We start from the raw sequence: 13,319 nt of genomic DNA on the forward strand, positions 1-13,319 counted from the left end.
GCCCTCAGCCGCTGTTTCTGAGTCCTGCGGCGATGCCGTTGATGGACATGTGGATGCCGCGCTTGATGCGCTCGTCGTCGCTGCCCTCGCGGTGTCGGTGGAGTAGTTCAACCTGGACATGGTTGAGTGGGTCGAGATAGGGGAAGCGGTTGCGGATCGAGCGCTTGAGCAGCGGATTGCCGTCAAGCAGCGCCTCCTGGCCGGTGATCTCGAGCAGGGCGGCGATGGTGGCCTCATGCTCGGTGCGGATGCGCGCGAAGATCGACTCGCGCAGCCGGGTGTCGCGCACCAGCGCCGCATAGCGGCTGGCGATGGCGATATCGCTCTTGGCCAGCACCATGTCCATGTTCGAGAGCAGCGTGGAGAAGAAGCCCCACTCGCGGTTCATCGCCTTGAGCCGCTCGGCGCCGGCCTCGCCGTGGGTGACGAGGTAAGCCTTGACCGCGCTGCCGAAGCCGAACCAGCCCGGCAGCATGAGCCGGCACTGCGCCCAGCTGAACACCCAGGGGATGGCGCGCAGATCCTCGATCGCGGTGGTCTTCTTGCGCGAAGCGGGGCGGCTGCCGATGTTGAGGTGGGCGATCTCGGCGATCACCGTCGATTCCCAGAAATACTGCTCGAAGCCCTCGGTCTCATAGACCAGCGCGCGGTAGGCCTTGAAGGCCGCATCGGACAGCTCGTCCATCGCCGCCAGATACTCCGGGCGCGGCGCCGGCTCGGTGTCGGCGAACAGCGTCGCCTCGAGCGTGGCCGCGGCGAGCACCTCGAGGTTGCGTCGCCCCACCTCCGGGTTGCCGTACTTGGCCGAGATCACCTCGCCCTGCTCGGTGAGCCGGATCTGGCCCTGCACTGCGCCGCCCGGCTGGGCGAGGATGGCCTGGTAGCTGGGGCCGCCGCCGCGGCCCACCGAGCCGCCGCGGCCGTGGAACAGGCGCAGGCGCACCCCGTGGCGGGCAAACACCTCGACCAGCGCGATCTCCGCCTTGTAGAGCTCCCAGCCCGAGGTGAGGAAACCGCCGTCCTTGTTCGAGTCCGAATAGCCCAGCATCACCTCCTGGGTCATCGCCCGCGAATCGAGCAGGCGCCGGTACTGCGGCAGCGCCAGCAGGCGGTCCATCACCGGTCCGCTCGCCTGCAGATCGCCGATGGTCTCGAACAGCGGGATCAGGTTCACCGCGAGGGTGCCGGCACGCGGATCGAGCAGGCCGCTCTCCTTGAGCAGCAGGGCGAGCTCGAGCATGTCCGATACCCCGTCGGTCTTCGAGATGATGCAGTTGGGCACCGCCTCGGCGCCATAGCGCCGGTGTGCCTCGTGGGCCATGCGCAGGATCGCCAGCTCGCCGGTGCTGAGCTCGGAATACTCGACATAGGGTGAGTAGAGCGGGCGCGGCGAGGCGATCTCCTCGAGCAGCAGGGCGATGCGCCCCTCCTCGTCGAGGGCGAGGTAATCGGTGCCGGGCCGCGCCACCGCCAGCAGCTCGGCGACCACCTGCTCGTGCACGTCCGAGTTCTGGCGCAGGTCGATCGGCGCCAGGTGAAAGCCGAACACCGAGACCGCGCGGCGCAGCCGTCGCAGCCGCCCGCGGGCGAGGGTGCCCGAGCCGTTTGCCTCGAGCGAACGGTGCACGATATCGAGATCCTCGGCCAGTGCAGCGGCGTCTGCGTAGGGCTCGGCATCGCCCACCGCATGATGCGGCGGTGCCTTGCCGAGCAGCGCCTGGTAAGTAGCCGACAGTCGCGCATAGATGCCGGTGAGGGCGCGCCGGTAGGGCTCGTCGTCACGGTGCGGCGAATGGTCCGGCGAGCGGGCGGCCAGCGCCAGCAGGGCTTCCGAAGGCGAAGCCAGCAGGGAGGCGAGCGAGAGCTGCGAGCCGAGGCGGTGCAGCTCGTCGAGGTAATGATCGAGGGCGCGGCCGCACTGCATCGCCAGCGCCTCGTCGAGCACCCGGGCGGTGACGAAGGGGTTGCCGTCGCGGTCGCCGCCGATCCAGCTGCCCACGCGCAGGAAGGGCGGCAGCTCGAGTCCGCCGAGCGAAGCGTGGCGGGCGGCGAGCTGGTCCTCGAGTGCGCCGTACAGGCGCGGCAGCTCGGAGAGGAAGGTGTAGTCGAAGAAGCTCAGACCGTTGGCGACTTCGTCGATCACCGAGAGCTTGGAGGGGCGCAGCATGCGGGTCTGCCACAGGGTGAGCACGCCGCGGCGCAGCGCTTCCTGGTTGTCCGTGGCCTCCTCGGGGGTGAGGCGCATGCGGTCGCGTGCATCGAGCAGGCGGGCGATGGCCATCTGGCAGTTGAGGATGCTCTTGCGCGAGACTTCGGTGGGGTGGGCGGTGAGCACCGGGGTGACCTGGGCGGTGGCGAAGAACTCCGCGACGGCGCGCGCTTCGAGCCCGGCATCGAAGGCGCGGCCGATGGCGTGGGCGAGGCTGCCCTCGCGCGGGGCCGAGCCGGCGATCAGGTGGGCGCGCGAGCGCCGGGTGTGGTGCTGGTCCTCGGCGATGTTGGCCAGGTGCGAGAAGTAGCTGAAGGCGCGCACCACGTGCAGGGTCTGGTCGCGCGAGAGCGAGTCGAGGGTGGCCTCGAGTTCGCGGCGTGCTTCCAGGTCATCGTCGCGACGAAAGCGGATCGAGCTCTGACGGATGTGTTCGATGCGCTCGAACACCGCTTCGCCTTCCTGCGCACGCACCGTATCGCCCAGGATCCTTCCAAGCTCGCGGATGTCTTCTCGCAAGGGGCTGTCTTTGTCTTCACTCATTACTGTATCGTCCTGTGTTCGGTTGGGCCGTTTCAATGGTCCTTTTCCTTCATTCTCGCCCGGGCAGCGTCGATGGACTGCTCGATGTATTGCCCGTAAAAGTCGGGGAGTCGCATGCCGACGATTGCCTCGTCAAGGCGCTCGCCCGACGGGCCGTAGAGAGCCAGTGTCGGAGCAAACCTGATCTTCTGCTCCTTCGCGAAATTCCGGTGCGTGCTTGTCTGTCCGCGAAAATCGATCAGCGGCCGGTCCGAGTCGATGTCTATCTGACGGTATTTCACGGCATCCTTCAGATGCGCATCCCTCGACATCGGGATCAGGTATTCCCGGCGAGCCCGTTCGCACCACTGACAGTCGGCCTGACTGAACAGCACCAGTATCGGTGATCCCGACTTCTGCGCCGCTCGCCCATCGGCCTGAAGATCATCGGCACGCGGCAGATCGGTCGCCATGCCGAAGCTCCAGCACATGCATGCTAAAATCGCGGCCGTCTTTCGCGCTATCGGTGCGAACCCTGATGCTGCAGTGCGAAATGCGCTTGTCGAGCATTGCATCCCAGTCATCCCAATTGTGAGTTCCTATCGTGACCCTTGAGATCAGCGGGCACCCGGCCCCCGAGCGCATTGTGATCGCCACCCGAGAGAGTCGCCTGGCCCTTTGGCAGGCGGAGCATGTCAAGGCGCGCCTCGAAGGATTGTATCCCGCCTGCAGGGTGGAATTGCTGGGCATGACCACCCGCGGTGATCAGATTCTTGACCGCCCGCTTGCCAAGGTCGGCGGCAAGGGGTTGTTCGTGAAAGAACTGGAAACGGCGCTGCTGGACGGTCGCGCAGATATTGCGGTGCATTCGATGAAGGATGTGCCGATGCAGATGGGCGAAGCGTTTGCGCTCGCGTGCGTCTCCGAGCGCGAGGTGCCCTTCGACGCATTCGTTTCGTCCCGATACGAATCGCTCGACGACATGCCGCCGGGCGCCGTGGTCGGCACCTCGAGCCTGCGACGGGAGGCCCAACTGCACGCCAACTATCCGATGCTCGCGGTGACCAGCCTGCGTGGCAACCTCGATACGCGTCTGCGCAAGCTCGATGAGGGGCAGTACGATGCGATCATTCTCGCTGCCGCGGGGCTCATCCGCCTCGGGCTGAAGGAGCGCATCCGCACTGTATTGCCTGCTGAGATCTCCTTGCCTGCGGCTGGGCAGGGCGCGCTTGGGATCGAGGCACTGGCATCCCGGCCGGAGATCAGGCAGTGGCTCGGGCCGCTCAACGACCCGTTTACCGCTGCTTCCGTGACGGCGGAGCGTGCCGTTTCCCGCTCACTCGCAGGTAGCTGCGAAGTGCCGCTCGGCGCGTTCGCCGAGGTTCGGGATGGCCGTTTGTGGTTGCGCGGTTTCGTGGCATCGCCCGACGGGGCGCGTTTTGCTCGCAGCGAACTCGACGGAGCGCTGACCGATGCCGAAGGCCTCGGCATCCGTCTGGCCGAAGAGCTTCGGGCGCAAGGCGCGGAAGAGATTCTCGCGACACTCGGCTGAGCCAGCGATGCCGATGGCCTCCGGCGGAGGGTTCGAGGGGCGCCATGTCGTCGTAACAAGGCCGCCCGAACAGGCTGGCCGGCTCTCGGAGCTGATCCGGGATCGCGGTGGCGTGGCAGTGCAGTTTCCGGTATTGGCGATCGAGAAGGCCGAGAGCGACGGAGACCTTGCGGCCGCGGTGCAGGCACTTGATTCGTTCGATATTGCTTTTTTTGTAAGCCCAAATGCGGTCAGATATGCGCTTGACTATGTGTTGGCGCGGCGGTCCTGGCCGGAAAGACTCGCATTGGCAACGGTCGGGAAAGGGAGCAAGCAGGCTATCGAAGCATACGGGCTGGGTGAAGTGTTGGCACCCGAGTCCGGTTTCGACAGCGAAGCGGTTCTTGCGCTCGAGGCCTTTTCCGAAACGCGTATCGCTGGTCGGCACCTCGTCATTTTCAGGGGGGATGGCGGTCGCGACCTGTTGGGCGAGACGGTGCGTCAGCGCGGTGCCAGCGTCACTTACGTGACCTGCTACCGGCGCGCCTGTCCGGCCGGTGACGGTGCTAAGCTGCTGGCCCTCGCGGCTGCTGGGCGGCTCGACGCGATCACGCTGACCAGCAGCGAGGGTGTCGACAACCTCGTGAAGATGCTCGGTGAGCGCGGTACGGCGGCCCTGAGCGCCATTCCCGTTTTTGCTCCTCACCCACGGATCGTGGAGCGAGCGAATCGCGCAGGTTTCACAACTGTGCGGTTGACTGCGCCGGGCGATGACGGTTTGATGCAGGCTCTGGATGTCCATTTCAACAGCCTCGGTTAATATTGGCCCATGAGCGATCAGACCCCTGAACTGAACTCCCCGTCCGAAGCGGGGCCCTCGAGCATCTCGTCGACGCCCGCCGAGCCTGTCCGGAAGGGAAGCCGGAACAACTGGATCGTGCCGCTTCTTGCGATAGGTCTGCTGATCGCGTTCGCGGCGGTCGCATGGCAGTGGGTATATTCGCGTGAGCGGATCGGCGAGCTGCGTCAGGAGCTGGCGCAGCGCCTTGGCGATGGGGACGCGACTGCCCGTCAGGCCCGTGCCGAGGCACGCCTCGCGACGGAAAGCATTACCGAGCTGCAGGTAAGGCTCGCCAAGATCGAGGCTCAGGTTTCCGAGTCGCAGGGCCAGCAGGCCGCGCTCGAGGCACTCTACCAATCGTTGTCGCGCAATCGCGAAGAACAGGTTCTTGCCGAAGTTGAACAGGCTGTCGTGCTGGCTTCGCAGCAGCTTCAGCTCGCCGGCAATACCGAGGCGGCGCTGACGGCGCTGCAGGGCGCGGAGGCGCGGCTTGGTCAGTTGGACGCCGGCCCGCTGGTGGCGCTTCGAAAGGCGCTCGGCAACGATATCGAGCGGCTCAAGATGAGCTCTCAGGTGGACATCTCGGGGCTGTCGGTGAAACTTGATCTGATGATCGCGAGAATCGATGATCTTGGTCTTGCCTTCACCGGCGAGGCGCAGGCGACGCCGGTCGAGCGGCCCGAACCGAATACGAGCAACCGCTTCGTCGAGATGGCCCTGCAGTTCGGCAAGGAGTTGTGGGTAGAGCTTCGTCAGCTGATCCGCGTCGAAAGACTCGATACAGCGGACCCGGCGTTGCTGTCGCCTGCTCAAAGTGTCTTCCTGAGGGAAAATCTGAGGCTGCGACTGCTGTCGGCGCGACTCGCGCTGCTCGGCCGCGATTCGGTCAGCTACAAGTCTGATATCGGGCAATCGATCAAGTGGCTGCAGCGTTATTTCGATCTCAGGAGCGAACCGGTTCAGCGGACGATCGAAGAGCTCGGCCAGCTTGAGAATGTCGAGCTGGCCTCCGGGCGCATGCCGTCGCTTGGCGATACCCTGGCAGTCCTGCGGGGCCTGCAGCTTCGTGGAGCCCCCCCGGCCGAGCTGCCCAGAACGGAATCGTCCAGGGAGGTGGTGCCCCAGGGTGAGGCCGCTCAGGCCACCCCGAGTGCTTCGACCGCCCACAAGGCGCCCGTGCGTGAGGTCGCGCAGCATCCCGCACCCGCCGCTCCGAACGAGTCGAAAGCCGCACAGGAGCCAGGGCAGGCGCCTGTCCACGGCGAAAAGCCTGCAAGCGGTTCTGCGCCTGCGACGGCTGACAAGCCGGCTGGTCACTAGGAGGGCGCGGAATGCGGATACTCTTCTGGCTGATCGGACTGTTTGCGCTCGCTGCCGGCCTGGCTTTGGTGGCAGAAGTCAATACCGGCTACGTGCTGGTCGTCTCCCCGCCTTACCGGGTACAGCTTTCGTTGAATCTTTTTGCGCTGATGCTGTTGGTCGGTTTCGTGGCTGCCTATCTGCTGTTGCGATTGATTCGAAGGACGCTGCAATTGCCCGGTCAGGTGGGTCGGATGCGTCGGCAGCGTCGCCGTGACAAGGCTCAGGGTGCCTTGCGTGATTCCGTGAGGCTTTATCTTGAAGGGCGTTATGCCCACTCGCTCAAGGAAGCAAACAAGGCGAGCAAGGAGGATGAGAGCCGGGGCCTTGCAGCGATCATGGCGGGCAGGGCGGCCTATGCAATGCGTGATGAGTTGCGCTACCGCGAGTGGATGGCAAAGGCCGCGGAGCTCGACCCTGAAGTGCGAACCGCGCGTTTGATGACCGAGGCGGATCTGGCGCTTGACGCACGCCGCTTCGACGAAGCCGCTTCGAGGCTCGAAGATCTGCGTCAGGGTGGTGAGCGCCACGTTGCCGCTCAGCGGCTTGCGCTGCGCAGTGCCCAGGCCCTCGGACATTGGGAAGAGGTCGTGCGTCTTGCCAGGCAGCTGGCCAAGCACAAGGCGATGAGCCCGGAGGCGGCGGCGGTCACGCTGCGCAGGGCGCATATCGAGAACATGAAGAGCCGGTCAGATGATGGTGCGGCGATCGCAGATTACTGGAAACAGATCCCGCCGACCGAGCAACGGGACCGCTTGCTTGTCGAAAAGGCGGTGCCGTTACTGGTGGCTTCCGGAGAAGGTGCGATCGCCCGCCGCACGATTGAGGAACTGCTCGATCAGGAGTGGGAGCCGGCGCTTGCCGCCGTCTATGCGGACTGTTGCGCAGACGATCAGGCAACTGCAGGCATTGCCCGGGCCGAGGGTTGGCTGCGCAAGTATCCGAAGGATGACGGCCTCCTTCTGACGCTGGGCCGGCTCTGTCTGCAGGTGCAGTTGTGGGGCAAGGCGCAGAGCTATCTCGAGGCTTCTCTGGCGATCCGCAAGAACGTTGCGGCTCATCTTGCGCTTGCGAGGCTTGCCGAACGGCTCGAGCGCCCTGCCGACGCGCAGAAGCATTACCGGGCGGCGGCGGAGTTGTCTGGCGGAAAGTGAGTTCCCGTCGGCTCCCGTAAGCAAAAACGCCCGCTCTGTACAGTGCGGGCGTTTTTGCTTACGGGATTCGGCTCCTTACGCCGCCCAATCACGGGGGATCAGGAATTCCTTGTACAAACGTTCTTCAGGCGTGCCTTCCGCCGGTTGCCAATCGTAGCGCCACTTCACGGTCGGCGGCATGGACATCAGGATCGATTCCGTCCGACCTCCGCTCTGCAGTCCAAACAGCGTTCCGCGGTCGAAAACAAGATTGAATTCGACGTAGCGTCCCCGTCGATATGCCTGAAAATCACGTTCTTCTTCGGAGTACGGTAGGCTTTGGCGACGTTCTATGATCGGCATGTAGGCATCGAGAAAGGCGTCGCCGATGCTCCGGGTCATTGAAAAGGCTGAATCGAACTCGATTCGCCCGTCTGCGCCAAGATCGTCGAAGAACAGTCCTCCGACGCCTCGCGGTTCGTTGCGATGCTTGAGGTAGAAATAGCGATCGCACCACTCCTTGAGACGCCGATATTCGGCTTCACCCCAAGGCATCACCGCCGCCTTGCACGCCCGGTGAAAATGAATCACGTCTTCTTCGACCGGATAATAGGGAGTGAGGTCGATCCCGCCGCCAAACCACCACACTGGAGCCTTGCCCTCGGACGTCGCCATGAAGAAACGCACGTTCATGTGAACCGTGGGGCAGTGCGGATTGCGCGGGTGGAGCACCAGCGATACGCCCATCGCTTCGAATGCCCGGCCGGCAAGTTCGGGACGATTCGCAGTTGCCGAGGACGGCATCGCCGCTCCCATTACGTGTGAAAAGTTGCAGCCGCCCCGTTCGAAGAAATTCCCCTCTTCGATTACGCGTGTGATGCCGCCACCCCCTTGCGGCCGGGTCCATTCATCTCGGGCAAACGGCTTGCCATCGAAGGTTTCCAGCGCGTTGACGATACGGCGCTGAAGATCCAGCAGGTATTCCTTTACGGTGGCGGAGTTCATGTCTGAGAATCAGGTCTTGTCGTCGACCTTGGCCGCACCGGTACCAGATTTCATGGCTGAAATCGCGGTGTCGCGGGCCGCGACGTCCTTGAACATCGGGCTCGTGCCGACCACTTGGCCGTTCGAGGCCTTGAGATTGAAGAAGGGGCGGCCGTCACTCGCTTCCTTGAGTTCGTAGCGTCCGTCCTCCGTAGAGTTCTTGCGTACCGACTCAATACCGTTGGTCGCACTTGCCTTGGCGTTGTAACCTTCGCTGCGGACCAGGGTTCCACCGTCGGCGTTGAGCAGCTTGAAGTAAAACTCGCCTTTTTCGTTCTTGGTCAGTTCGAACTTCAGGGACATATCGATCTCCTCGGTTTGCCAGCCTGCGGGGTGCAGGCTCCCGATCGCAGAATACACTGCAATATGACTTGTCCGCCCCGGTCGCACGGCCGCTTTGGGTGGCAGCTTGTGAATTTGGGTCGCATGACGGAAAAATTGCCGCGCGTCAGCGCTTGATGGCACGAAAGCCGATGTCACGCCTGTATTGCTTGCCCGCAAATTCGATCCTGTCAGCGGTTGCGTAAGCCAGTTTCTGCGCCGTTCTGACATTGTCTCCGAGGGCGGTCACGCACAGGACCCGGCCTCCGCTGGTCACGATCTGGCCGTCCACTTCTTTGGTGCCTGCGTGAAATACGTGCACCTCCTGAGACTCGTTTTCCGGCAACCCGGTGATCAGATCGCCTTTGCGCGGACTCTCCGGGTACCCCGCCGCAGCAATCACGACTCCAAGGGCAAAGCGCCGGTCCCATTCCGCCTCGGCTGCGTCGAGCTTGCCTGCGATCGCCGCTTCCAGCAATTCGACCAGATCGGTCTTGAGGCGCATCATGATCGGCTGGGTTTCGGGGTCGCCCATGCGGCAATTGAACTCCACGACGCGGGGGTGCCCTTCGGCGTCGATCATGAGGCCCGCATACAGGAAACCGGAGTACGGAATGCCGTCGGCCGCCATGCCGTTGAGGGTCGGCATGATGACCTCCCGCATGACCCTGGCGTGTACTTCCGGGGTGACGACCGGTGCGGGAGAATAGGCACCCATTCCACCGGTATTCGGACCTGCGTCCCCATCTCTCAGACGTTTGTGATCCTGTGACGTGGCCAGCGCGAGCGCGCTTCGGCCGTCAGCCATGACGATGAAGCTCGCCTCTTCGCCCTCCATGAATTCTTCGATCACCACCCGCGCCCCGGCGTCGCCCATGCTGTTGCCGACCAGCATCATGTCGACCGCCTCATGGGCCTGCTCGAGCGTCATCGCCACGACGACGCCCTTTCCTGCGGCAAGGCCGTCGGCCTTGATCACGATCGGCGCTCCCTCCGCCTCAAGGTAGGCGTGCGCTTCCCTTGCATCGCTGAATGTCTGATATCGGGCGGTCGGAATCTTGTGGCGGATCAGGAACCGCTTGGCGAAATCCTTTGAGGATTCGAGCTGGGCAGCCGCCTGGGATGGTCCGAAGATCGCCAGACCTGCCGCCCTGAAGGCATCGACCACGCCTTCGGCAAGAGGGGCTTCCGGACCCACCACGGTGAGGCCGATGGCTTCACGCTTCGCCAGAGCGACGAGTTCATCGATGCCATTCGCTGAAACGTTCTCGACACCCAGTTCGCGTGCAGTACCGGGGTTGCCCGGTGCAACCAGCACCTTGTGAACCCGGGGCGATTGGGCGAGTTTCCAGGCCAGTGCATGTTCGCGACCGCCGGAGCCGATGACGAGAATTTTCATGATGTCTTGCTGGATCGATTGTCAGTGCAGTTCGGGTCGCGACATGTGCGCCGCGGAAGGGTCAGTGGCGGAAGTGGCGGAAGCCGGTGAGGACCATCGCCAGGCCGTGTTCATCAGCGGCCGCGATCACCTCCGCGTCGCGCATCGAGCCGCCCGGCTGGATCACCGCGGTTGCACCGGCTTCGGCCAGCACGTCGAGGCCGTCTCGGAAGGGGAAGAACGCATCGGAGGCCACCACGCAACCGCCGATCGAAAGGCCCGCATTCTCGGCCTTGATCTTGGCGATCCGCGCAGAATCGACGCGGCTCATCTGTCCCGCACCCACTCCGACGGTCATCGCGTCCTTGCAGTAGACGATGGCGTTGGACTTGACGTACTTGGCGACGCGCCAGGCGAACAGCAGGTCGCCGAGCTCCTGCTCTGTTGGTGCGCGCTTCGTTACCAGCTTGAGATCCGCTGCGGTAATCGGTGCGAAGTCCGCGCTCTGCACCAGCAAGCCGCCACCGACGCGCTTGAAGTCGGTCTGACGGACATCGCCGAGTGGGACTGTGAGGACGCGCACATTAGCCTTGGCCGCGAGCAACTGAAGCGCTTCTTCGGTATAGGCCGGTGCGATGAGGACTTCGAGGAACTGCGCGCTGACCGCTTCGGCTGCGCTGCGATCAACCGTGCCGTTGAAGGCGATGATGCCGCCGAAAGCGGACGTCGGGTCTGTCTTGAAGGCACGCTGATAGGCATCGAGCGGGCTCGCGCCGAGTGCCACGCCGCAGGGGTTGGCGTGCTTTACGATCACGCAGGCCGGCGTTGCCTGGTCGAAGGCCTTGACGCATTCCCACGCCGCATCCGCATCGGCGATATTGTTGTAGGAGAGCTCCTTGCCCTGCAACTGGGTGTAGGCAGCGATGCCGTTCGCAGCGTCGGGTTCGCGGTAGAACGCCGCGCTCTGATGCGGGTTCTCGCCGTAGCGCAGGTCCTGCACCTTGTCGAAGGCCATCTGCAGCCTGGTCGGATAGGGCTGCTTGCTGCCATCCGCGGTAAGGGCGGTGAGGTGGTTCGAGATTGCGCTGTCGTAGCGGGCGGTATGGGTGAATGCCTTGACTGCCAGCGCAAAGCGGGTCTTGTATGACACCTGCCCTTCGTTGGCACGCAACTCCTCGATGATGGCCGGATAGTCGTCCGGATCCGTCACCACGGCGACGCCGCCAATCTCGGTGCCGTGGTTCTTTGCTGCGGCGCGGACCATCGCCGGGCCACCGATGTCGATGTTCTCGATTGCGTCGTCGAGGCTGCAATCGGGCCGCGCAACGGTCTGCTGAAAGGGGTACAGGTTGACCACCACCAGATCGATGCGTGGAATATCGTGTTCTGCCAGCGTCTGCATGTGCTCCGGAAGATCGCGACGGGCGAGGATGCCGCCGTGAACCCGCGGATGGAGGGTCTTGACCCTGCCGTCCAGCATTTCCGGAAAGCCGGTGTGCTCGGAAACGTCGGTAACCGGCAGGCCGGCTTCGCGCAGGGACTTGGCGGTGCCGCCGGTGGACAGCAGCTTGATGCCGAGTTGGTGCAGGGCCTTTGCGAATTCGAGGACGCCGCGTTTGTCGGAGACGCTGATCAGTGCTTGAGTGGCTTTCATTTCGGTGAAGAAGGTGATGGCGTTTGAATGCCGGATTTACAGGAGGTCGTATTCGGTAAGCTTTCGTCGCAGTGTGTTGCGATTGATTCCGAGCATTTCGGCCGCGATCGTCTGGTTGCCATTTGCCTGGCGGAGGACGAACTCGAGCATGGGTTTTTCCGCGTTCTTCATGACCAGACTGTAGATGGCGGCCGGCTTCTCGCCATCCAGATCCTGGAAATAGCGGTCAAGGACGCGATTGACCGATTCGGCAATGTCGTTGTTGCGGGTCATGCAGCGAGTTCCTCGGGGAATTCTTCCTGATAACGCAGTCGTGAATCACCCTCGGCCATGCGAAGGTAGAAATCGTCGACTGCGGCGACCTGTCCTTCAACCGTTTCCTGAAGGTTCATGTGGCTGCGAAAGGCAGCCGCACCTACCAGGCCGCGGGTATACCAGGCAATGTGTTTTCGGGCGATGCGCAGGCCCTTGTCCTCGCCATAAAAATCGTAAAGGTCGGCGAGGTGGGCACGGCACACGCTGTGGATTTCGGCAACCGGCGGTGGTGCGAGCAGTTCGCCGGTCGCAAGGTAGTGTTCGATTTCACGGAAGATCCAGGGCCGACCTTGTGCCGCGCGGCCGATCATGAGGCCGTCGGCCCCAGTGTGTGCGAGTACGGCACGGGCCTTCTGTGGCGAATCGATATCGCCGTTGGCAATCACCGGTATGGTGATCCTTGCCTTGACCTCGGCGATGGTGTCGTATTCCGCCTCACCCATGTAGAGGTCCGCGCGGGTGCGTCCGTGAATCGCCACCAGGCGGATACCCGACGATTCGGCGATTCGGGCGATGGTCGCGGCGTTACGGTTTTCGTGGTCCCAGCCGGTGCGGAACTTGAGCGTGACCGGGGTATCGGGAACCGCGCTGACCACGGCTTCGAGAATCCGGCTGACCAGCCTTTCATCGCGCATCAGCGCGGAGCCGGCGGCCACGTTGCAGACTTTCTTGGCCGGGCAGCCCATGTTGATGTCGATGATCTGTGCGCCCTGGTCCACGTTGAAGCATGCCGCCTGCGCCATCATCCGCGGATCCGCGCCGGCGATCTGTACCGAGATCGGGCCCGGCTCACCGCTGTGGTCGGTACGTCGCCGGGTTTTTTCCGTGGCATAGAGCAGTGCGTTGGAGGTGACCATTTCGGATACGGCAAGGCCGGCCCCCATGCGCTTGGCGAGTTGCCGGAACGGCCGGTCCGTGACGCCGGCCATGGGCGCCACAAAAAGGTTGTTCCGCAGTTTGAACCCGGCTAATTGCATTTGAGGGGGAAGGGTGACGCGAGGCAAACTCGGAT

At 63.7% G+C, this 13,319-nt stretch carries 12 protein-coding genes; 4 read left to right on the forward strand and 8 right to left on the reverse strand.

The features are described 5' to 3' along the window. Positions 1–4: 4 nt before the first annotated feature. On the reverse strand, positions 5–2,752 hold the full coding sequence (gene ppc / locus GQB03_RS03110; RefSeq protein ID WP_159684245.1) for a phosphoenolpyruvate carboxylase: 2,748 nt from the start codon (positions 2,750–2,752) through the stop codon (positions 5–7). A gap of 32 nt (positions 2,753–2,784) precedes the next feature. Further along, entirely contained in the window at positions 2,785–3,204 is a 420-nt protein-coding gene (locus GQB03_RS03115) for a thioredoxin fold domain-containing protein (protein ID WP_159684248.1), read from the reverse strand. 131 nt (positions 3,205–3,335) lie between these two features. Here GQB03_RS03115 and hemC point away from each other — a divergent pair, with 131 nt between their 5' ends. From hemC to GQB03_RS03135, 4 genes are read left to right on the forward strand one after another with little or no spacing between them, the layout of a single operon-like run. Continuing rightward, positions 3,336–4,283 (forward strand): hydroxymethylbilane synthase, encoded by a 948-nt coding sequence (gene hemC / locus GQB03_RS03120; protein WP_235026920.1) that lies wholly within the window; start codon positions 3,336–3,338, stop codon positions 4,281–4,283. A 7-nt stretch (positions 4,284–4,290) separates the two neighbouring features. Next, positions 4,291–5,082 carry a uroporphyrinogen-III synthase gene (locus GQB03_RS03125; protein ID WP_235026921.1) on the forward strand — a complete coding sequence of 264 codons (792 nt, stop codon included), beginning with the start codon at positions 4,291–4,293 and terminating at the stop codon, positions 5,080–5,082. Positions 5,083–5,091: 9 nt separating this feature from the next. Further along, positions 5,092–6,423: a uroporphyrinogen-III C-methyltransferase gene (locus tag GQB03_RS03130; protein WP_159684251.1), complete on the forward strand. Its 1,332-nt coding sequence runs from the start codon at positions 5,092–5,094 to the stop codon at positions 6,421–6,423. 11 nt (positions 6,424–6,434) lie between these two features. Then, positions 6,435–7,616 carry a heme biosynthesis HemY N-terminal domain-containing protein gene (locus GQB03_RS03135; RefSeq protein ID WP_159684258.1) on the forward strand — a complete coding sequence of 394 codons (1,182 nt, stop codon included), beginning with the start codon at positions 6,435–6,437 and terminating at the stop codon, positions 7,614–7,616. Between the two features lie 75 nt (positions 7,617–7,691). Here the strand turns inward: GQB03_RS03135 and hemF are convergent, their stop codons facing one another. From hemF to dusB, 6 genes are all read right to left on the reverse strand, one after another. Further along, a complete protein-coding gene (gene hemF, locus GQB03_RS03140) occupies positions 7,692–8,600 on the reverse strand; it encodes an oxygen-dependent coproporphyrinogen oxidase (protein WP_159684262.1) in 909 nt (302 codons plus the stop codon). A gap of 9 nt (positions 8,601–8,609) precedes the next feature. Then, entirely contained in the window at positions 8,610–8,942 is a 333-nt protein-coding gene (locus GQB03_RS03145) for a YegP family protein (protein WP_159684269.1), read from the reverse strand. A 145-nt stretch (positions 8,943–9,087) separates the two neighbouring features. Then, on the reverse strand, positions 9,088–10,359 hold the full coding sequence (gene purD / locus GQB03_RS03150; protein ID WP_159684273.1) for a phosphoribosylamine--glycine ligase: 1,272 nt from the start codon (positions 10,357–10,359) through the stop codon (positions 9,088–9,090). A 61-nt stretch (positions 10,360–10,420) separates the two neighbouring features. Further along, positions 10,421–11,992, reverse strand: a complete 1,572-nt coding sequence (gene purH, locus GQB03_RS03155; protein WP_159684279.1) for a bifunctional phosphoribosylaminoimidazolecarboxamide formyltransferase/IMP cyclohydrolase — start codon at positions 11,990–11,992, stop codon at positions 10,421–10,423. A gap of 36 nt (positions 11,993–12,028) precedes the next feature. Continuing rightward, positions 12,029–12,265, reverse strand: coding sequence for a helix-turn-helix domain-containing protein (locus GQB03_RS03160; RefSeq protein ID WP_159684285.1), 237 nt, complete (start codon positions 12,263–12,265; stop codon positions 12,029–12,031). Then, positions 12,262–13,284: a tRNA dihydrouridine synthase DusB gene (gene dusB, locus GQB03_RS03165; RefSeq protein WP_159684288.1), complete on the reverse strand. Its 1,023-nt coding sequence runs from the start codon at positions 13,282–13,284 to the stop codon at positions 12,262–12,264. Before dusB ends, GQB03_RS03160 begins: the two co-directional genes overlap by 4 nt. Positions 13,285–13,319: the final 35 nt, after the last annotated feature.

Origin of the sequence: Cognatazoarcus halotolerans, from assembly GCF_009800965.1 — a bacterium.
GTDB classification, from domain to species: Bacteria; Pseudomonadota; Gammaproteobacteria; order Burkholderiales; family Rhodocyclaceae; genus Cognatazoarcus; species Cognatazoarcus halotolerans.